General features: G+C 46.7%; 17 protein-coding genes and 1 pseudogene. 7 read left to right on the forward strand and 11 right to left on the reverse strand.

Annotated elements, in window-relative coordinates:
* Positions 1–9 precede the first annotated feature (9 nt).
* Positions 10–1,077 carry a cytochrome c oxidase subunit II gene (gene coxB, locus BTA31_RS05880; RefSeq protein WP_043927532.1) on the reverse strand — a complete coding sequence of 356 codons (1,068 nt, stop codon included), beginning with the start codon at positions 1,075–1,077 and terminating at the stop codon, positions 10–12.
* A gap of 277 nt (positions 1,078–1,354) precedes the next feature.
* Complete coding sequence (gene cyoE, locus BTA31_RS05885; protein ID WP_043927531.1) at positions 1,355–2,281, reverse strand: heme o synthase; 927 nt, start codon at positions 2,279–2,281, stop codon at positions 1,355–1,357.
* Positions 2,282–2,683: 402 nt separating this feature from the next.
* On the opposite strand from cyoE, the gene BTA31_RS05890 reads away from it, so the two are divergent.
* A complete protein-coding gene (locus tag BTA31_RS05890; protein ID WP_076789702.1) occupies positions 2,684–3,592 on the forward strand; it encodes a COX15/CtaA family protein in 909 nt (302 codons plus the stop codon).
* An 81-nt stretch (positions 3,593–3,673) separates the two neighbouring features.
* On the opposite strand, the gene pyc is transcribed toward BTA31_RS05890, so the two are convergent.
* From pyc to glsA, 4 genes are all read right to left on the reverse strand, one after another.
* Positions 3,674–7,117, reverse strand: coding sequence for a pyruvate carboxylase (gene pyc, locus BTA31_RS05895; RefSeq protein WP_076789705.1), 3,444 nt, complete (start codon positions 7,115–7,117; stop codon positions 3,674–3,676).
* Positions 7,118–7,195: 78 nt separating this feature from the next.
* Complete coding sequence (locus BTA31_RS05900) at positions 7,196–8,407, reverse strand: FtsW/RodA/SpoVE family cell cycle protein (protein WP_076789709.1); 1,212 nt, start codon at positions 8,405–8,407, stop codon at positions 7,196–7,198.
* Positions 8,408–8,740: 333 nt separating this feature from the next.
* Positions 8,741–9,022 carry an Fpa/YlaN family protein gene (locus BTA31_RS05905; protein ID WP_003181465.1) on the reverse strand — a complete coding sequence of 94 codons (282 nt, stop codon included), beginning with the start codon at positions 9,020–9,022 and terminating at the stop codon, positions 8,741–8,743.
* Positions 9,023–9,154: 132 nt separating this feature from the next.
* On the reverse strand, positions 9,155–10,084 hold the full coding sequence (glsA, locus tag BTA31_RS05910) for a glutaminase A (protein WP_043927526.1): 930 nt from the start codon (positions 10,082–10,084) through the stop codon (positions 9,155–9,157).
* A gap of 119 nt (positions 10,085–10,203) precedes the next feature.
* Here glsA and BTA31_RS05915 point away from each other — a divergent pair, with 119 nt between their 5' ends.
* Positions 10,204–10,686: a hypothetical protein gene (locus BTA31_RS05915; protein ID WP_076789713.1), complete on the forward strand. Its 483-nt coding sequence runs from the start codon at positions 10,204–10,206 to the stop codon at positions 10,684–10,686.
* A gap of 135 nt (positions 10,687–10,821) precedes the next feature.
* Here the strand turns inward: BTA31_RS05915 and BTA31_RS05920 are convergent, their stop codons facing one another.
* Positions 10,822–12,150 carry a PhoH family protein gene (locus BTA31_RS05920; RefSeq protein ID WP_043927523.1) on the reverse strand — a complete coding sequence of 443 codons (1,329 nt, stop codon included), beginning with the start codon at positions 12,148–12,150 and terminating at the stop codon, positions 10,822–10,824.
* Between the two features lie 156 nt (positions 12,151–12,306).
* Between BTA31_RS05920 and BTA31_RS05925 the strand changes: the two genes are divergently transcribed.
* The 4 genes from BTA31_RS05925 to BTA31_RS05940 all read left to right on the forward strand — a co-directional run bounded on the left by BTA31_RS05925 (position 12,307) and on the right by BTA31_RS05940 (position 15,462).
* A complete protein-coding gene (locus BTA31_RS05925; protein WP_043927522.1) occupies positions 12,307–12,921 on the forward strand; it encodes a YhcN/YlaJ family sporulation lipoprotein in 615 nt (204 codons plus the stop codon).
* Positions 12,922–13,041: 120 nt separating this feature from the next.
* Positions 13,042–13,248 carry a YlaI family protein gene (locus BTA31_RS05930; protein WP_043927520.1) on the forward strand — a complete coding sequence of 69 codons (207 nt, stop codon included), beginning with the start codon at positions 13,042–13,044 and terminating at the stop codon, positions 13,246–13,248.
* Between the two features lie 138 nt (positions 13,249–13,386).
* A complete protein-coding gene (locus tag BTA31_RS05935) occupies positions 13,387–14,883 on the forward strand; it encodes a monooxygenase (protein WP_076789716.1) in 1,497 nt (498 codons plus the stop codon).
* A gap of 72 nt (positions 14,884–14,955) precedes the next feature.
* The gene (locus tag BTA31_RS05940; RefSeq protein ID WP_043927519.1) at positions 14,956–15,462 is read left to right on the forward strand and encodes a MarR family transcriptional regulator; all 507 of its coding nucleotides are present in this window, start codon (positions 14,956–14,958) and stop codon (positions 15,460–15,462) included.
* Positions 15,463–15,483: 21 nt separating this feature from the next.
* Here the strand turns inward: BTA31_RS05940 and BTA31_RS05945 are convergent, their stop codons facing one another.
* Positions 15,484–15,804, reverse strand: a complete 321-nt coding sequence (locus BTA31_RS05945) for a YlaH-like family protein (protein WP_003181448.1) — start codon at positions 15,802–15,804, stop codon at positions 15,484–15,486.
* 57 nt (positions 15,805–15,861) lie between these two features.
* Positions 15,862–17,700 (reverse strand): translational GTPase TypA, encoded by a 1,839-nt coding sequence (gene typA / locus BTA31_RS05950; RefSeq protein ID WP_076789720.1) that lies wholly within the window; start codon positions 17,698–17,700, stop codon positions 15,862–15,864.
* Between the two features lie 158 nt (positions 17,701–17,858).
* Here typA and BTA31_RS05955 point away from each other — a divergent pair, with 158 nt between their 5' ends.
* Positions 17,859–18,047, forward strand: coding sequence for a YlaF family protein (locus BTA31_RS05955; RefSeq protein WP_043927517.1), 189 nt, complete (start codon positions 17,859–17,861; stop codon positions 18,045–18,047).
* A gap of 139 nt (positions 18,048–18,186) precedes the next feature.
* Here the strand turns inward: BTA31_RS05955 and BTA31_RS23235 are convergent, their stop codons facing one another.
* Positions 18,187–18,360 carry a hypothetical protein gene (locus BTA31_RS23235; protein ID WP_239693143.1) on the reverse strand — a complete coding sequence of 58 codons (174 nt, stop codon included), beginning with the start codon at positions 18,358–18,360 and terminating at the stop codon, positions 18,187–18,189.
* A gap of 24 nt (positions 18,361–18,384) precedes the next feature.
* Positions 18,385–18,483: pseudogene (locus BTA31_RS23520) on the reverse strand (zf-HC2 domain-containing protein); the annotation flags it as partial.
* Between the last annotated feature and the right edge of the window lie 20 nt (positions 18,484–18,503).

Here is an 18,503-nt window from a genome sequence, read left to right on the forward strand (position 1 = left end):
TTTGAAGCGTTAGTCTACCGTTTTTAACCCCTTTAAATATTCAGTCAGTGCATCAAGTTCCTTGTCGCTCAAATCAGGGTATGTGCCGGTCATTTTGTTGCCCGGTTTTATGCTTTCAGGATCCTTGAGCCACGCTTTCAAGTTTTCATCGTTGAATTCCTTCACGCCGGCGATCGTCGACCTGTCTCCAAAAGTCGCAAGGTTCGGAGCCGTTCTGGCCGCTTCAGCCCTTTGGTCTTTTGAATCAGTCGCATGACAGCTCAGGCAGTTTTTCTCTTTGAACACTTTTTCTCCTTCAACAGCGAGATCGGTTTTCGCCCCCGCTTTATAGTTTTCCATATCGCTCATCCATTTCTTGAACTCATCCTTCGAAACCGCTTTAACTTTAAAGTCCATTAAAGCGTGGGAAGGTCCGCAGAGCTCGGCGCATTTCCCGTAGAAATAGTCTCCGGCCTTTTCCGCTCGTTTTGAATCGAACGTTAAGAAGAATTTGTTTTCATTGTCTGTGTTCGTATCAATCTTACCCCCGACAGAAGGAACCCAGAATGAATGTTTGACATCGGAAGCTTTCAGCTTGAAGTAAACGCGTTCATCGGTTGGCACGACCAGCTCCTGGCTCGTCACCACGCCGTAGTCAGGATATTCGAATTCCCACCAGTAAAGGTTTGCCCGGACGTTGACGACCAGCGCCTTCTCCGGATCCCTGTTTTTCTTATCCATCGGTTTTGTATCAGCAAGATCAAAGGTCTGTGCAACAACAGGAACAACCAGGATAAGAAGGAGAATAATCGGAATAACAGTCCATAAAATTTCTAAATTGCGGTTTCCTTCAACCTGTTTCGGGATGTGGTCATCACCGAGCTTAGATCTTCTGTACTTGACGATGACAAATACGAAAATGAAACTTACCACTACTACAACAACAACCATGATCAGCGTGCTGAGAATCATTAGGAAATACTGCTGATCAGCCACCTCGCCCGCCGGCTGCAGCGTTGATATGAACGGTTCTCCGCACCCTGCTAAAACGAGCGCCAAAATAGTGAACAGCGACATCAGACGCCATTTCTTTAACATTTCTTCCCAACCCCTTTTCAATCAATCCTTTTGAAACTTTCACTGTTCAAACGTTTATAGGACACCTATTCATTCATCTGACTCCCCACTCCAATTAAAGCACTTACATTTCCTCATTTCTTAAATAATGAGGTTTTTTACTCAAAATACCATCTATGTATGAACGTAAAGCCGCCTTGTTAAACATAATCGAAAAAATCGATAAGGCGGCTTTTACATGATTGTTGTCTGCTTGAAGTGTTAAGTGACAGCCTTCAATGTGATGAATTATAGAGTTCTATCCAATTTTAAAAAGTGTGAATACGACCATGGCAACGAAAAATATGGTCAAGTAATTTAATGAATATACAAACATGAGCGTTGCCCATTTCATGATATTTTTGCTTCTGTAACCGACCAGACCGCAAACGAGCCAGCCGATATTGAGTACCGTCCCCAAAATGACGATCGGCAGTCCGAGTCCGCCGAGGAAAAACGGCAGCGGCATTAAGCAGGCAATCCAAATGATGATTTGCCTTTTCGTCACTTCAAAACCGTGTACAACAGGCAGCATCGGTATATTTGCGGCTCTGTATTCCTCCGTTTTCTTAATCGCAAGCGCCAGAAAGTGGGGAATCTGCCAAATAAACATAATTAAAAACAGCACCCACGCCTCAACTCCGATGGAACCTTGGACAGCGGTCCATCCGATCAAAGGAGGAACAGCCCCTGATACACTTCCGATAATCGTATTAACGGTATAGCGGCGCTTTGACCACATCGTGTAAAGAAACACGTACGTAAAGACGCCGACAAACCCTACTGCGGCAGCTGTCAGATTGGTCATCAGCAGCATGATAAAACCGAGCGCAGTCAGCAGAATGCCGAACCACAATGCCTGTGAAGGCTGGATTTTCCCAGTCACTGTCGGCCTTGTTTTCGTCCGCTGCATGAGCTGGTCAATATCACGGTCATAGTAGTTGTTGATGACGCATGATCCTGCAATAATAAGCGAGGACCCCGCTAAAGTGAACAGCACGATATCAAGGTTTCCTAGAAAGCTCAGATTTGAAAAGTAAAAAGCGAGCCACATGCCCGTAAAAGTTGTTATCAGGTTCGAGTAAACAATCCCGACTTTGATAAGGGCGAGGAAATCTTTCCATGCTGTCGTCTCTTCTATTTGTCCATTCATTGCTGTATCAGCTGTAATTCTTGTTTCAGCCATAATACTAACCCCCCTTACTCAAACCTTCATCACGTCAAGAGAAGCGGTATATTCATAAAAAACCTACAACTCTATCATACAAGATTACCGGTTGGAAAAAAACAGCCTATTAAATATTAATCGACAAACCGGTTTATATTTGTGAACTTTTTATGACTTTCTTTACAGATGAAGGAAAAGTTGTGAACAAGAGCGGAAAACCACTGTCATTCTAATATAGTTCTATCAAACGAAGCCACAATTATCAAGTCTTCAAAACCAATAAAAATGTGAACGCCTTCTATTGCATTTTTGTGAACAATAATCATTATGAATTGCAGCAGAACATCAATTCGCTTACACTTGAAGGTGGTAAATATCTTTTTATTAGTCAGTTTGTATTAAAAAAGGAGAATTGAATTTATGAATAAAGCATTAAAAGGCTTGGGAATTATCACAACTATCGCCATGCTTTTCGTGCTGATCGGCGGCGCCCTCGTCACAAAGACGGGTTCAGGAATGGGCTGCGGCAGATCTTGGCCGCTTTGCAACGGAAGCATATTCCCGGCTCTGACCCTTGAATCGATTATCGAATGGAGCCACAGGTTTGTCAGCGGCACATCCGGCATCCTTGTGCTGGCTCTCGCCATTTGGTCATGGAAAAAAATCGGCCATATCAGAGAAACGAAATTTCTCGCGGTGATGTCGGTCGTCTTTCTCATTCTTCAAGCGCTCCTGGGCGCTGCGGCGGTTGTCTTCGGGTCATCGGCCCTGATCATGGCTTTGCACTTCGGGATCTCGCTTATTTCCTTCGCTTCTGTTCTGCTATTGACGCTTCTGGTGTTTGAAACTGACAGCAAGCAGAAAGCCGAATCGTTTTATATAGGAAAAACCATGCAGTTTCATATGATAGGAATCATTATATACACATATGTCGTCGTTTATACAGGCGCATATGTCCGGCATACGAAGTCAAGCCTTGCGTGCCTTGATTTTCCGATGTGCAGCACGCAAAACGGCTGGCTTCCCGGGAAGTTTCACGAATGGGTGCAGATGGGACACAGGGCTGCGGCACTACTTCTGTTCGCCTGGATCATCGCGGCAGCGGTACATGCAGCCAGACAGTATAAAAATCAAAAACGCATTTATTGGGGCTGGATGATTTCCCTGATCCTGATCATCCTTCAGGCTGCGTCAGGAATTGCGGTTGTCTACAGCAGGCTGGATTTGGGATTTGCACTCGCCCACGCTTTCTTTATTTCCTGCGTGTTCGGAATCCTTTGCTACTTCCTGCTGCTTGTTGTGCGCTATCGCAGGCAGGTGCAAAAATAAAAATAAACACTTGATCCTCCGCCTGTTGCGGGGGATTTTTTCATAAAAAGAGGCCGCCGACAAAAGTCAGCGGCCGCACTTTTATTTTTTCAGTTCAATAAGGAGGTCGCCGGTTTGAATGGCTTCTCCGTTTGTTACGTGAATATTCTCAACAGTTCCTGAAAACGGAGCCTGGACGGTCGTTTCCATTTTCATTGCTTCATTGATCATTAAATGATCGCCTTTCTTCACTTGGTCCCCTTTGCTTACAAGAAGCTTAATCACCGTTCCCGGCATGGTTGCCGCGATATGATTCGGGTTTGAACGGTCGGCTTTCACATTTTGATGAACGGACGATTTGATGCTTTCGTCTTTAATGACCACTTCGCGAGGCTGGCCGTTCAGTTCAAAATAAACGACTCTCGTCGCATCAGGGCGCGGTTCCCCGATAGAGACAAGTTTGACGATCAGCGTTTTCCCTCTTTCAATCTCGACCTCGATTTCTTCGCCGAGCGTCATGCCGTAGAAGAAGGTCGGTGTATCAAGCACAGAAATATCCCCGTACAGTTCCGCTGTCTTCACATACTCGGTAAACACTTTCGGATAAAGCGCATATGCGACTGCATCCTGGTCGGAAAGCTCCAGATCATGCTTTTCTAAGAATTCCGCTTTTATATCGTCAAACGAAACCGGTTCAAGCAGCTCTCCAGGGCGTACAGTAATCGGCTCCTGCCCTTTTAAAATCAGCTTTTGCAATTTCTCAGGGAATCCGCCGTGAGGCTGGCCGATATAGCCTTTAAAAAGCTCAACAACCGAGTCAGGAAAGTCGAGAGATTCTCCCCTTTCGTAAATATCATCTTCCGTCAAGTTATTTTGCACCATGTAAAGCGCCATATCCCCGACGACTTTAGATGACGGTGTAACCTTTACGATGTCCCCGAACAGGTGGTTAACCCGGCTGTACATTTCTTTCACTTCATTCCAGCGGTCACCAAGGCCGACTCCCTTAGCCTGCTGCTGAAGGTTGCTGTATTGGCCGCCAGGCATTTCATGCTTGTAAATTTCGGTATGTGGCGCATTCATACCGCTCTCAAACTCGCTGTAATATTTTCTGACAGACTCCCAATATTGAGACAACGACTCTACCGCATCGACATTAAACTGCGGACGGCGCTTATCGCCTTCAAGCGCATGGTAAAGCGAGCTGGCACTTGGCTGTGATGTCTGACCCGCCATAGAGCTGACCGCTACATCGACGATGTCGACGCCTGCTTCTATCGCCTTCGCGTACATAAAAATACCGTTGCCGCTCGTGTCGTGCGTATGCAAATGGATCGGAATATCGATCGTCTCTTTTAAAGCTGACACCAGTTCGTATGCCGCTTGAGGTCTCAGCAGGCCGGCCATATCTTTAATGCCGAGAATATGCGCCCCCGCTGCTTCCAGTTCTTTTGCTATTGACGTATAATATTCAAGGTTATATTTGGTTCTGTTCGGATCGAGAATGTCCCCGGTATAGCAGATCGCCGCTTCGGCAAGCTTGCCTGACTCGCGCACTGCATCAATGGCGAGCGTCATCCCTTTAACCCAGTTCAAGCTGTCAAAAATGCGGAATACATCGATTCCGGCCGCAGCCGATTCGCTGACAAACTTTTTAATCAGGTTGTCAGGGTAGTTTGTATACCCGACGGCATTCGAAGATCTCAACAACATTTGAAACATCGTATTCGGAATTTCCTTCCGCAGCTCCTCGAGCCTTTTCCACGGGTCTTCTTTCAAGAAACGGTAAGCGACATCAAATGTGGCGCCGCCCCACATTTCAAGGCTGAAAAGCTCTGGCCAGAGTGCAGCCGTCGGATTGGCGATTTTTTTCAGGTCATGCGTTCTGAATCTTGTCGCAAGCAGTGACTGATGGGCATCGCGGAACGTCGTATCCGTGAGAAGCACTTCCTCTTGATCTTTCACCCATTTGACGAGCCCTTCGGCTCCGCGTTCATCAAGAATCTGTTTTGTTCCGCTTGCGATTGGCTGATCGACATCTGTTTTGACGATCTGCGGCTTATCAAACTCAGGCTTCTTCTTTTTATCGATGCCCGGGAAGCCGTTGACCGTTACGTTCCCGATGTATGTCAGCATTTTTGTTCCGCGGTCTCTCTGCTTAGGAAAGACAAAGAGTTCTGGCGTTGTATCGATAAAAGACGTATCGTATTGCCCTGTGAGAAACTTTTCGTGTTTCGCCACATTTTCAAGGAAAGGAATGTTCGTTTTGATTCCCCTGATCCTGAATTCCTGAAGGTTGCGGACCATTTTGGCTGCCGCCTGTTCAAACGTCAGCGCCCAGGTTGAAAGCTTAACAAGCAGCGAGTCGTAATAAGGTGTAATGACAGCGCCCTGAAAACTGTTTCCGGTATCAAGCCTTACCCCGAAACCGCCGCCTGAGCGATATGCCATGATTTTGCCTGTGTCAGGCATGAAATTGTTTGACGGGTCTTCAGTCGTAACCCTTGACTGGATCGCATATCCATGCAGCGTGATGGCATCCTGGTTCGGAATGCTGATTTCGCTGCTGTCCAGACTGAATCCGGCAGCGATCAGGATTTGCGTCTGTACGATATCGACACCCGTCACCATTTCCGTAATGGTGTGCTCCACCTGAACACGCGGGTTGACTTCAATAAAGAAAAACTCATCGTTCGCAACTAAAAATTCGACCGTACCGGCATTGACATAGTCAACATTCTTCGCAAGCTTAACGGCTGCATCGCAAATCTTTTCCCGGAGGGATTCAGAAAGCGAAACGCTCGGCGCCACTTCGATGACCTTTTGATGACGCCTTTGCACAGAGCAGTCGCGGTCGTAAAGGTGAACCACGTTCCCTTCTTTATCTCCGATGACTTGAACTTCAATGTGCTTCGGCTTTTCGATCAGCTTTTCAACATACACTTCATCATTGCCAAAAGCCGCTTTCGCCTCTGATTTCGCCCTGTTATAGGATTCCTCCAGCTCCGATTCGTCTTTGACGATCCGCATGCCGCGGCCGCCGCCGCCAAGCGACGCTTTAATAATAAACGGATATCCGAACTCCTCCGCAAATTGTTTGACCTCCGCTATATCAGCCACTGGTCCGTCGCTCCCCGGTATGACGGGAATTCCTGCTTTTTCAGCTTGTTCACGGGCTTTCACTTTGTCTCCAAACATATCGAGGTGCTTGGAGGTCGGCCCGATAAAGATGATGCCTTCCTCTTCACACCGCTTCGCAAACTGAATGTTTTCTGACAGGAAGCCGTAGCCTGGATGGATGGCATCCACATGGTTGCGTTTTGCAATCTCGATGATCCCTTCAATATCAAGATAAGCGTCAATCGGCTTCTTTCCTTCGCCGACCAGGTATGCCTCATCGGCTTTGTATCTGTGGTAAGATCCGCTGTCTTCTTTAGAATAGATCGCTACCGTACGGATATTCAGTTCTGTGCAGGCGCGAAATACGCGGATAGCGATTTCCCCTCTGTTTGCAACAAGAACTTTTTGAATAGACTGTTGTGACATGTCGTTCCCCCTCATCCGCTGTTTTAAGTATGTATCTATTCTAAATGAATCGGATGGGCATTGTACACGCTTAGTTTTTTAAAAATTTATACTTTTTTTATATTGATTTTCTTTGGTTTTTGTAGTATTAACAGGCTGTTTTCGTTTGAACCGATCAAAGTATTCATTAAACATGCTGATGTTCACCAATATCCCCGCGCTTGCCATCAGCAGAATGAGCGATGACCCTCCATAGCTGATAAACGGAAGCGTCACCCCTGTCAAAGGAATCAAGCCGGATATGCCGCCAAGGTTCACGAAAGACTGGATGGCGATCATGCTCGATATCCCGATCGCAAGCAAACTTCCAAACGGATCGTCGCATTTTCTCGCAATATAAAACCCTTTTAAAACGATGAAAGCGAGCAGCAGCACGACAAAAAGGACACCGAAAATACCGAGCTCCTCAGCGATGACTGCCATAATAAAATCGGTATGCGTTTCAGGCAGATACCCATACTTCTGTACGCTCTCGCCGAGGCCTAGGCCGAACAGCCCCCCAGAACCGATCGCCAAGTAGGAATTGACGACTTGAAAGCCAGAATCTCCCGCGTCTTTAAAGGGGTTTTGGTAGCTTTCAAACCGCTTCAACCGTCCTTCTGTTAAAATGCTGTCCCAGTTGAAATAAATGAGCGGGCTGACGAGCACAAGGACAGCCCCGGCCAAAAGCACGAGCTTTAACAGCGTTTTGCCGCTGAATCCCGAGCACAAAATAATGCACAAAGCGATTAAAGCGATGATAAAAGCCGTTCCCACATCCGGCTGAGCAGCGACCAGGGCGCAAATGAAAAGCGTGATGATCGCAGGAGGGGCGATTCCGGCTCCCAAGTTGTCAATATAGCTTTGCTTTTTGGCGTAGACGGAAGAAAGATACAAGATGATGGTCAGCTTGACAAACTCCCCCGGCTGGATGCCGTAATTCGAAACCCTGAACCAGCTTTGGGCATTCCCGGCCACATGTCCGACAACAAACAGCCCGAACAAAGCGACGACGGAAATGAGCAGCAAAAACTTTTGGAATTTTTGATTGGCAAAAGCCTTATACGGAAAAAGCGCCGCGCATAAAAATATGACGGTTCCGAGCGCCAAAAACATCAGCTGCCTGTCAAAAAAGTAGCTGCTGTCTTGTCCGTACCTTGTCACGGCTGTGATCATGCTTGAGCTGTATACCATGACGAGCCCGAACCCGCACAGCAGGAATACAGCGAAGATTAATGAATAATCATAGGATTTGAGCATTCTTTTTATCATATTATTATCCTCTTCCTTACTTGCCTTCAAAATGTGTTTGTGGTAACTCCTTCGTTATTTTACTACACTTTCTTAAAAAGCACGAAAGATACCCTTTTCATAAGACTTCGAATCTCGTCAGAAAGAAAAGTCCGTCTGTTCCAAGACTGCCATTCTATTTTTTTATCGGCATACCATGCGTCTTCGTTTATTCGGCACGAACAGCGGCCAATCCTTCATCAACGGACGTTTTCTTTCTCATTCCATAACAAAAAAAGCCTGCCGGCAGTTTGTTTCTATCGAAACGTCGTCGACAAGCTGACTCAGACAGAAAGATTCTGCTGAGGTGTTCATTTATTTTTTTGTAAATGCATCATGTAATGCAGACAATTCACGTTCCAGCCTGTAAAGCAGTTCTTTACCCTCTTCTTCATCCACTAATCCAAGGCGGACAGCAAAATCAATTTCCCTAGAGAGTCCGAACATTTGTGTATCTAAAACCTCTTCATAAAGAGGACATTGAGGCATCGTTAAGTTGTCCATTTGCACTTGAATCAGCTTTAAGATTTTATCAGCATCACGTTTTAACAGGGCAAGTGCTTTTTCACGATGGTCGACTACAATCTCAGACGCCAAAAGTATCCCTCCGTTCCCCAGGCGAGTACCTAATTCTTCTATTTATGATAAAGCCTCAGCCGAAAAAAAGCAAGCTATTTCTGTCCTTTCGCCGTATTTCAAAGACTCGAATTTTAAGCTTCCGCTCACATTTTAAAAAATGCTTAAACTGTAATTCGCAGATAATAGCTCTAAAAGCCGGATTCCGGCGATGCTGTTTCCCTTTTCATCGAGCGAGGGCCCGAAGATGCCGATGCCGAAACGGTATGGGGACAGCCCCATGATCCCTCCAGAAACCCCGCTTTTGGCGGGAATGCCGATTTTGATTGCGAATTCGCCGCTGGCATTATACATTCCGCACGTCACCATAAATGTCTTGCAAATTCTCGCGATATCCTTCGGTATGATTTGCTCTCCCGTTTCGGGATGCTTGCCGTTCAAAGCAAAAACAGAGCCGATTTTCGCCAGGTCTAGGCTGTTCATTTCAATGGCGCACTGTTTTGTATATACATCCATGACATCCTCAACCTCAGCCTGAAAAATGCCGTGCTCTTTCATGTAATAGCACATCGCCCTGTTGACCATCGAGGTTTCAAATTCAGATTCGGCGACCTTCTCACAAAAGGTAATATTCCGGTTATTTGCAAGTTTTTTAATAAAATCAAGCAGCCTGCCGATCTTATCGGTGTTCGTCCCTCCTTTAATCATGCTTGTGACCACCAATGCTCCGGCGTTTATCATCGGATTCAGCGGCTTCCCCGGGTTGACGGTTTCAAGTTTGATGATGGAGTTAAACGGATCACCAGTCGGCTCTTGCCCTACATAATGAAACACTTTTTCCGGGCCGTGATCGATCAGGACAAGGGCAAGCGACAATACTTTTGATATGCTTTGCAGAGTGAAAGCTTTTTCCACATCCCCCGCTGATATACACGTCCCGTCTGTAAAGTAGACCGCCGCCGACAAATCGTCCTCCGATAATTCGGCCAAAGCCGGTATGTAAGATGCAACCTTTCCTTTTCCCGTCACTTTTTTCGCTTCTGTGACAAAATATTCGAGCTCCTCATTATGCCGGCAATTCAAGTTTTTTCCCTCCATCCGAGCGCCATTGCTGTTATCTTTCCCGGAGAGGGCTTTTGTTATGAGAAGTGACAATTCGAAAGAAAGCGCTTATAATTTTTTGTGAGGGAGTGGTAGAAGACATGAGCATTGTAACGATCACAGGAAATGTAAAGTATCCGATTACGCTCGATCCGAGCGTCTGGATTTTTGATGACCGAAAATTCGATCTCGATCAGTTCTTTTCACATTTCGGAGAGGTACAGGATGAAGATGACGACCTTGTGATTGACAGGGAACGGCAAATCAGGGAAGGTGCTGTATCGCCGCCGACGCTGAAATCAGAGAAAAAGTATGAAAAGGAAAAATTGCTTGACGGCACTTTCGGGATCAAGCTTGAGCCTTTTTTGAAAAATGCGGAGGTGTCAGGCTCCGCCGTCAAATGCCTCTTCAAAACGGAAGGTGAAGACGTTTCCGTTCCGATCGAAGAAGCGGGCGGCATGATTCTCTGCTTCAGCAACAAAGGCAAGCCGCTTGGCGAAGACGGGCCTGTACACGTTTATTTTCCCGACGGTTCAAACAGGATGACTCCTGTGAAACGAGTAAAAGAAATTCACATTGTTTAAAACAGCAACTGGTGCGCCGGAGGCGATGAAAAACTCCGCCTCCCCTTTTCCCCGGCCGGGTTTTCGGCTCTTGCCGGCGACCCGGCCCGCGTGCCACGCAAGTAGAAACCTGGGCTAAAAGCCCGGGTTTTTTAATTACAGCAGATCAGCAGCAAGCCTTGCAAGCCGGGAGCGCTCTCCTTTTAAAAGCTTCACGTTTCCGGAAATTTTTTGATCCTTAAAGCGCTCTACAACATAGGACAGGCCGTTGTTCATCGCATCCAGATAAGGATGGTCGATCTGTTCGGTGTCACCCATCAATACGATTTTGCTGCCTTCCCCGACGCGTGTCAGAAGCGTTTTGACTTCATGCTTGGTCAGATTTTGGGCCTCATCGATGATGATGAACTGGTCGGGAATGCTTCTGCCCCTTATATATGTGAGGGCTTCGACTTGAATGGAGCCCATCCCCGCTAAAATATCATCAAGTTCCCCCGGCTTTTTTGCATTGAACAAGTATTCCAGGTTATCAAAAATAGGCTGGACCCACGGACGCAGTTTTTCTTCTTTTTCACCCGGAAGATAGCCGAGATCTTTTCCGACAGGAACGATCGGCCTCGTGACAACAAGCTTTTTAAAATTCCCCAGGTCCTCTGTCTGCAGCAGCCCCGCTGCCAGCGCAAGCAGGGTTTTTCCTGTGCCGGCTTTTCCGATCAGGGTGACAAGCGGAATATCTTGTCTTAAAAGAAGTTCCAGCGCCATCGTCTGCTGTACATTTCGCGAACGGATGCCCCAAACCTGCTCCTGATCAAAAACAAGCTTTTTAACGGATTTTCCGCTTTGATCAACGATTCCAACCGCAGAGGATGATCCGCCGAGCGCGTCCTTCATAACGACAAACTGGTTCGGACACAGCGCCTCTCTGCTGATTTCGTCAACCGGCAAATCGTGATGTTCGAAAAATGAATTCATCTGATCCGAGCGAATATACAGATCCGTATAACCGCTGTATATATCATTATTGTCGACAACCCTGTCGTGCAAAAAATCCTCTGACATCAAGCCGATGGCATCAGCTTTGACGCGGATCAGCATATCTTTGCTGACAAGGATAACCGGCCTGCCGCCTTCTTTCGTTTCTTCTTCAAGGCTGAGGTTTTTCGCTACGGCTAAAATCCGGTTGTCGCTAGTTTTTTCGATAAAGATTTCCTGAAGCTGCTGAAAAGAGCGATGATTAAGCTCGATTCTCAAGCTTCCTCCGTTTGGGAGAGGAACATTTTCATACAGCCTTCCTTTTAAACGCAAATCATCTATCAATTTAGATACGCGCCTTGCATTCCTCCCGATTTCATCCATGTAGCGTTTCTTTGAATCGACTTCCTCCAATACGACAGCCGGGATGACAACCTCGTTATCTTCAAAAGAAAAGATTGAATTCGGATCCTGCAATAACACATTCGTATCTAGCACATAAATTTTACTCAATCTTCCGCCTCCTGATCAGGATTTTTAGCCTTTTCTTTTTCATTTGGGTTAAAAGCTGATGGAGCGCCCGCTAAAATATATGTTTTTGTGAATAAAGATAGAAGGTTAATTCAACAATAAAAATTAATGAAAGCATTTTTAAGGAGGCAACCTCAAGTGCGAATCTTTTTTTTGATCCTAATTCAAACCGTTATGCTGCTTTCAGCCTGCGGCATTCAAAATAATGCCCGAAATGAAGCGAATGAGCTTCCCGGCAACAGACCGATTCATGTGAAAAATAGCGCCCAGGAGCCGGTAAACCGTGAAGACGGACAAGCCATCTCACGGCGCCTTGTGAAGATCACAGAAAGCGTTCCGGGTGTCAATGATGCGACCGCCGTCGTGCTCGGCAGGCTCGCCGTCGTCGGAATTGATGTGAAAGACAATTTGGAACGCAGCAAAGTCGAATCCATTAAGTATTCGGTCGCTGAAGCTCTGCAGAATGACCCTTACGGAGCAAATGCCGCCGTTGTCGCGGATCCCGACACTGTAAACCGCCTGCGGGCAATGGGCAGAGAAATTCAAGCGGGACGTCCTGTCAAAGGGATTCTCGACGAGCTGGCAGCCATCGTCGGGCGCGTCCTTCCTGAAGTGCCGAACGACGCAACAGACAACCAGCAAACAAATCCTACAAAATCCAACAACGACCAGCTGAATGAAAGAAATCAGAATCAGCTCGAAAAGAAGCAGAATAACCAATCGAACAAGCATATGAAAAATCGGCAGCAATAACTTTAAAAAAGTCTGTGCCACTGTTTTCTTGACGGCACAGGCTTTTCCCTTTTTTCTAAAGGAGAAAATTTATTTGTCTGATTGATTAAGGTATAATGAATCGTAAGCGAGGTGAATCAAGTGAGGGTAAAGTGTTCATTGTGTGACAAAATCGAAAAAATCGATGATGACACACTCATTGCCAAACGTCTCCGAAACCGGCCGATACATACCTATATGTGCCATGAATGCAGCGAACGAATTAAAACCAAAACCGAAAACCGGATGAAAACAGGCCGTTTTAAGTTATATCCGCACAGAAAAAATAAAGAGCAGATCAAGTCATAAAAGCATGGACAAGCTCCATGCTTTTTTATTATCTTTTTGTTACACAAGAAACAAAATTAAAGATTATAGTTGATAAACATTTTCATTTGTAGTATTTTTAAATTGTTTCACACGTAACAAAAAAAGGAGTGATTGATCATGGATTTTGATGTACTGATTGCAGGCGGCGGCCCCGTCGGTCTGCTGACGGCTTCCGAGCTGGCTTTAGCCGGCGTCCGGACCTGTATTGTCGAACGGCTGAAAGAGCCTTCTCCATTCTCAAAAGCGCTCACACTGCACCCGCGCTCAATTGAAATACTTGAAATGAGAGGGCTTGGAGAACGATTTAAGCAAATTGGCAAGCCGGTCCCTTCGGGGCATTTTGCCAGCCTGAAGACTGGATTGGACTTTTCAGCGCTTGACACACAAGCCAATTTTACATTGTTCATCCCCCAGTACGAAACTGAGAAGGTGCTTGAGGAACATGCGCGAAATCTCGGTGTCTGCATCCTTCGCGGTCATGAAGTTCTCGCTGTCCGCGAGCATGAGGAATCCGCCGAGCTTGTTGTCCAGGGTCCGGGTGGCCTGTCCTTCCTAACTGCTTCCTATATCGTCGGTGCTGACGGAGCCGGAAGTATCATTCGCAAGCAGGCGCGCATCGCTTTTTCCGGAACTGATGCAAATATCACTGCAATGCTTGGTGATGTGTCACTTGAAAATCCGCCGGAATCTCATTTCTATACTTGCGAGAACCGTGAAGGTGGCGTTGTGATCGTGCCTTTAGACGGCGGCATTTTCCGCGTCATCATAACGGCGCCGCACATGCCTCAAGCTTTGCTTCACGAGCCCGTCACACTGGAAGAATTAAAAAAAGAACTCAACCGCATCTGCGGCACGGACCTTGGAATGAACAGCCCGGTTTGGATGTCCCGCTTCGGAAATGCCAGCAAGCTGGCGGAGCATTACCGTTCCGGCAAAATTTTCTTGGCTGGAGATGCCGCACATATTCATTTTCCCGCAGGAGGGCAAGGTTTAAATGTCGGCCTTCAGGACGCGATGAACCTTGGCTGGAAGCTCGCAGCAAAGATCAACGGACGGTGTCCCGACTGGCTGCTTGACAGTTACCATAATGAAAGACACCCTGTCGGGGAAGCGCTGCTCGTCAATACACAAATCCAAACAAAGCTGTTTGATTTTACGCGTGAAGGGCTGTACCTCCGCGAATTATTATCCGGCATTCTCGAATTTTCAGACGTCAATCGCTATCTGGCAGAACAAACTGCAGCGCTCAGCGTGCAATACGAAGCAGATGAAGAAATGCCTGAACATGAGCTGAACGGAAAACGGCTGCCAGATATTGACCTGACCCTTTCAGATGGTACTGTCAAACGACTTTACACTTTTCTCCACGATGGACGCTTTTTATTGGCAGCATTCGGGAAAGAACCGAAGGAACTTTCCCGAATGCCTCATGTCCGGCTCATGCAAGTGAAAGCAATTGACAGCAGGCCTGAATGGAATGGCGTAAAGGCAGCGCTGATCCGTCCTGACGGCCATGTTGCCTGGGCTGTCGACGAATCCATGGAAAATGCAGAGCAATTGATTGCTGACGGTATCTGCCGCTGGTGCGAAAACTCTCACCTTCAGTCTGTTTAACGATTTTGTTTCATGCGCAACTAAATGGTATAATCAAAGCAGAAAAATCGATTAAAGGAGCCGGTTTTCTGCATGGAGCATTTAACACACGCCAAACAAGAAATATTTGACCTGTACATCAGGCTCATTCATCAGCAGGAGCAGCAAGAAACCGTCATGAAAGAGCGCATCTCCGCAGAAATGAAAAAGCTGGAGCGCGAATTCGGAGCTGAACTGAAACTCAACATGTCTGACATCCATACGATCAGCTGCATTGGCGACCACGAACCGATCAACGTCACCTCGATTTCCGAGAAGATGGCATTTTCAAAAGCGACGGTCTCAAGGATCACCGCCAAGCTGACCGAAAAAGGCCTCGTCAACAAGACACAGCTCAGCGACAATAAAAAAGAAATCTACTTCCGCTTAAGCCATAAAGGGAGAAGCATTCATCACCTTCACCAGCGTGAGCACGAAAAAATCGAACAAAGGTTTAAACGATTTTTAAGCCGGTATTCAGCAGATGAGATTCTTTTTGCCAGGGCTTTGTTTCGGGACTTATTAACGGCGGATTTTCTGGCGGACACAGAAAAGACATAGCCTTCTTTGGCTATGTCTTTTCTACGTATTCGCCCCCGTCTGCTCTTTTTTCGAACGGTGCAGACGGATTTTGTAAATCGAAAGGATTAAAACGGCTACGATCAGCCCTTCTCCAACCGGCAGAAAAACGCCGAAGAAAGTTAAAAACGTACAGCCTAATGCCAGAAAAAAGTAAATGATCGCCGTTTTCAACAGCGGCAGCCGTTTGGCGAAACCCAGTTTAAAGACGACCGCAGACAGGACGAAGATGGTGGCATAAAGCCACCACATTCCCGCCTCAGGATTCTGGTCCACTTTATAAAGAGCGGCAAAAAACGACAGCCGTTCACTTACATCAGTCAAAAAGATTCCCCTCCCCTTTGCTTAGTTGGGTTGCTCTTTTTTTAGGTTCTGCAAATGTTACGACAATCCTGCCAGCTTTTTCTTTTTCGCTGCTTTTTCGCGTTCGTTTTTGTCGAGAATTTTCTTTCTTAACCTGATGGATTCCGGTGTGACTTCGCAGTACTCATCCTCGTTCAAGTATTCAAGCGATTCTTCAAGCGACATGATACGCGGTTTTTTCATGCTGACCGTCTGATCTTTTGTTGCTGAACGCACGTTTGTCTGCTGCTTCATTTTGTTGATGTTGACGACAAGGTCGTTTTCACGGTTGTGCTCGCCAACGATCATGCCTTCATATACTTCTGTGCCCGGCTCGACAAAAATCACGCCGCGCTCTTCAATGCCTTGAATGCCGTAGGCTGAAGCTTTCCCGGTATCCATTGAGACAAGCACGCCTTGGCGGCGCCCGCCGACTTGCCCTGGCTCAACTGGCTGATAGCTGTCAAACGTATGATTTAAAATCCCGAAACCGCGTGTAAGGGAAAGGAATTCGGTTGAGTAGCCGATTAATCCACGTGAAGGGACATTGAAAATCAGGCGGACCTGCCCGTTTCCGTTATTGATCATGTCGATCATTTCACCTTTGCGCGCACCCATTGATTCCATTACAGATCCGGTGTGCTCTTCAGGCACATCGATTTGCACGCGTTCAACAGGCTCACAGCGAACGCCGTCGATTTCTTTAATGATGACTTCCGGCTTCGATACTTGCAGTTCAAAGCCTTCGCGGCGCATGTTTTCGATTAAAATCGACAAATGCAGCTCGCCGCGTCCTGATACGATCCAGGCATCAGGAGATGGCGTCGGATCGACTCGAAGGCTGACATCTGTCTGCAGCTGCTGTTCAAGACGCTCTTCAATCTTCCTGGCCGTGACATATTTTCCTTCGCGGCCGGCAAAAGGACTGTTGTTAACCGCAAACGTCATTTGAAGCGTCGGCTCGTCAATGCGAAGAACCGGAAGCGCCTCCTGATGCTCAATCGGGCAGACGGTTTCTCCGACATTGATGTCTTCCATTCCTGATACCGCGACAAGGTCGCCGGCTTTCGCTTCTTCAATCTCGACTCTCTTCAATCCCTGGAAACCGAAGATTTTCGTAACGCGGAACGGCTTGGCAGAACCGTCAAGCTTCATTAAAGCAACTTGCTGTCCAACCTTCATCGTTCCTCTGAACACGCGTCCGATTCCGATACGGCCGACATAATCATTGTAGTCAAGCAGAGCCACCTGGAACTGTAAAGGCTCCTCATGGTTATCGACAGGACAAGGAATATGGTTGACAATCGCTTCGAATAAAGCTTCCATGTTTTCATCCTGTTGCTTCGGATCTGCTGATGCGGTGCCGTTGATCGCAGAAGCGTAAACAACCGGGAATTCAAGCTGTTCTTCATTGGCATCAAGCTCGATAAACAAATCGAGCACTTCATCAACGACCTCTTCAGGACGGGCAAAATCACGGTCGATCTTATTGACAACAACGATCGGCGTCAAGTTTTGCTCAAGTGCTTTTTTCAGTACAAAGCGGGTTTGCGGCATGCAGCCTTCATAAGCGTCAACAACAAGCAGAACGCCGTCGACCATTTTCATGATCCGCTCAACTTCCCCGCCGAAGTCTGCGTGTCCTGGAGTATCCAAAATATTAATGCGTGTATCTTTATAATTAATCGCTGTATTTTTCGCTAAAATCGTAATGCCGCGCTCTCTTTCCAAATCATTGGAATCCATGGCGCGCTCAGCCACGTTTTCATTCGCACGGAATGTGCCAGCCTGATGGAGGAGCTGATCCACAAGCGTCGTTTTTCCATGGTCAACGTGGGCGATAATAGCGATATTGCGAAGATCTTCTCGAAGTTTCACATTTTCATCTCCTAAAAAATTTAGATAATCTTTCATATTATAACTGACGAACGAAGTTATTTCAATTTGTTTCAAATTTCCAGCTTCGGTTGACCTTTCTATTCAGCGCGATTTTCTGTAAACTAACAGTAGACTCATACTAAGGGGATGGAAAAACAATGAAACAAATCAAATGGATTTTCTTACTATTCGCACTTGCTGCAGTGATCAGCATCATGATGATCGGAGTTGCAATCGCCCAAAAAAGCGCAGCCGGCGTCGCAATCGCCATCGCGATTCTGATCGTGATTATGGGGAGCGGTTTTACACTCAAAAAAAGAATGCGCGAAAAAGGCCTGCTTGAATAGGAAAGGAGCCCCTTCCGGCTGAAGGGGCTTTTGATTGTCAAACACGAAACCCTACGCAAATTATAGTCTTGCACCATGTTCATCCCTCTGCCGTCTGAAATCAATTCGAAAAAAACTGGCGGCAACCAGCCGCCAGTTCTTATAAAAAGAATAAATAAATCAAAAGCATCAGCAAGTAGCCCCCGCCAAACAGTGCTGCCCCTTTGAGAATCAGCCTTTGATAGTACGCTTTCCTGAATTTTTGTTCTTCCGCTTCCCCTGCTTCCTTTGGCAATCCTCCGTCATCATGAAAATTGACAGGTTCCCGCATCATGTCGTACATTTCCTGGCAATCTGCGCACGTCTTGAGGTGCGCGGTAACCAAACGTTCCGTTTTAAGGCTGCAATCGCCTTCTATGTATAAAGGCAGTAAATCCCTTACAAGATGACATTTCATATTGTAAGGGATTTACTGCC

Source organism: Bacillus haynesii (assembly GCF_001969855.1).
Classification (GTDB): domain Bacteria; phylum Bacillota; class Bacilli; order Bacillales; family Bacillaceae; genus Bacillus; species Bacillus haynesii.

What these genes read in the sequence shown, in the direction of transcription:
- BTA31_RS05900 (WP_076789709.1), bottom strand. Translation starts at nt 8,407, where the DNA reads ATGATAAAAAGAATGCTCAAATCCTATGATTATTCATTAATCTTCGCT.
- cyoE (WP_043927531.1), bottom strand. Translation starts at nt 2,281, where the DNA reads ATGGCTGAAACAAGAATTACAGCTGATACAGCAATGAATGGACAAATA.
- BTA31_RS05955 (WP_043927517.1), top strand. Translation starts at nt 17,859, where the DNA reads ATGAAACAAATCAAATGGATTTTCTTACTATTCGCACTTGCTGCAGTG.
- BTA31_RS05935 (WP_076789716.1), top strand. Translation starts at nt 13,387, where the DNA reads ATGGATTTTGATGTACTGATTGCAGGCGGCGGCCCCGTCGGTCTGCTG.
- pyc (WP_076789705.1), bottom strand. Translation starts at nt 7,117, where the DNA reads ATGTCACAACAGTCTATTCAAAAAGTTCTTGTTGCAAACAGAGGGGAA.
- BTA31_RS05915 (WP_076789713.1), top strand. Translation starts at nt 10,204, where the DNA reads ATGAGCATTGTAACGATCACAGGAAATGTAAAGTATCCGATTACGCTC.
- coxB (WP_043927532.1), bottom strand. Translation starts at nt 1,077, where the DNA reads ATGTTAAAGAAATGGCGTCTGATGTCGCTGTTCACTATTTTGGCGCTC.
- BTA31_RS23235 (WP_239693143.1), bottom strand. Translation starts at nt 18,360, where the DNA reads ATGATGCGGGAACCTGTCAATTTTCATGATGACGGAGGATTGCCAAAG.
- BTA31_RS05940 (WP_043927519.1), top strand. Translation starts at nt 14,956, where the DNA reads ATGGAGCATTTAACACACGCCAAACAAGAAATATTTGACCTGTACATC.
- BTA31_RS05890 (WP_076789702.1), top strand. Translation starts at nt 2,684, where the DNA reads ATGAATAAAGCATTAAAAGGCTTGGGAATTATCACAACTATCGCCATG.